The sequence below is a fragment of the Aliirhizobium sp. YIM B11859 genome (assembly GCF_057163345.1).
On sequence record NZ_JBXHAY010000050.1, the window covers coordinates 1 to 789 of the forward strand.

Consider the following 789-nt stretch of genomic DNA (forward strand, 5'->3'; position numbering starts at 1 on the left):
AAGTTGATATAGGGAGAGATGAAATGCCGGATGACAGAACGACGACGATCATAGCCTTCTTCGAGACACGCGCAGCCGCGGATCTTGCAACCGAGCACCTTGTTCAGCAGCATGGAGTTTCGCGACCTGACATTTTTGTTCAGGCAAGCGGAGGTCGTAATACCGCGGGGTCTGCACCTTCCGGAGGGGATGTTTCCCACGTCGAAGGTGTCCGCGAGGATGCAGCATTGGAAGGCGAGATCGAGGTCTCCGTTGATATTGCATCCGACCAGATTTCGGCTGTCCAGCGCAGCCTCGGTGAAGCCGGGGCGATCCGGGTCTCCGGCCGTTAGCAGGAGGTATACAATGGCGGACCTTGAAAAGACCAGAGATGACAAATTGCGCGGCATCATCGATGAAAAGCTGACCGCACTTGTCCGCGAACTCGAAGACGCCAACTGGAGCGCTGACGAGATCGCCTTTACGATCGAGAACGTGCTGAACGAAAAGTGGCTCGTTCAAGCGCGAGCTTTGCGAGAAGCGAGGGACAGTGTTCCGGAGAACTTCGTCTCCGACGGCAACGAAGGATGAATCCGATCCGTAGCGAAAGGAAAACTAGATGCCAGCGAAATTCCAGGTGATAGCCCTCAGCTCGCTTGATCCTGACGGCTCAGATACACGAGATGAGCCGAAACTCCTCTATCCTGACGCATTGAAGACGGCGCAGGAATTGAAGTCTCAGGGCAAGGCATTCCGGGTTTTTGCCGATAACGATGCCTCGGATGCGGAGCGCCAGGCGTTCTTTGATCT

At 55.4% G+C, this 789-nt stretch carries 3 protein-coding genes; all 3 read left to right on the forward strand.

All coding sequences use genetic code 11. The features are described from left to right. Window positions 1-23: 23 nt before the first annotated feature. Entirely contained in the window at window positions 24-332 is a 309-nt protein-coding gene (locus AC2GXZ_RS32575) for a hypothetical protein (protein WP_483763383.1), read from the forward strand. A 13-nt stretch (window positions 333-345) separates the two neighbouring features. Further along, a complete protein-coding gene (locus tag AC2GXZ_RS32580) occupies window positions 346-570 on the forward strand; it encodes a hypothetical protein (RefSeq protein ID WP_483763384.1) in 225 nt (74 codons plus the stop codon). Window positions 571-598: 28 nt separating this feature from the next. Further along, on the forward strand, window positions 599-789 hold a 191-nt coding region (locus AC2GXZ_RS32585; protein WP_483763385.1), incomplete at its 3' end, for a hypothetical protein.

What these genes read in the sequence shown, in the direction of transcription:
- AC2GXZ_RS32575 (WP_483763383.1), top strand. Translation starts at nt 24, where the DNA reads ATGCCGGATGACAGAACGACGACGATCATAGCCTTCTTCGAGACACGC.
- AC2GXZ_RS32580 (WP_483763384.1), top strand. Translation starts at nt 346, where the DNA reads ATGGCGGACCTTGAAAAGACCAGAGATGACAAATTGCGCGGCATCATC.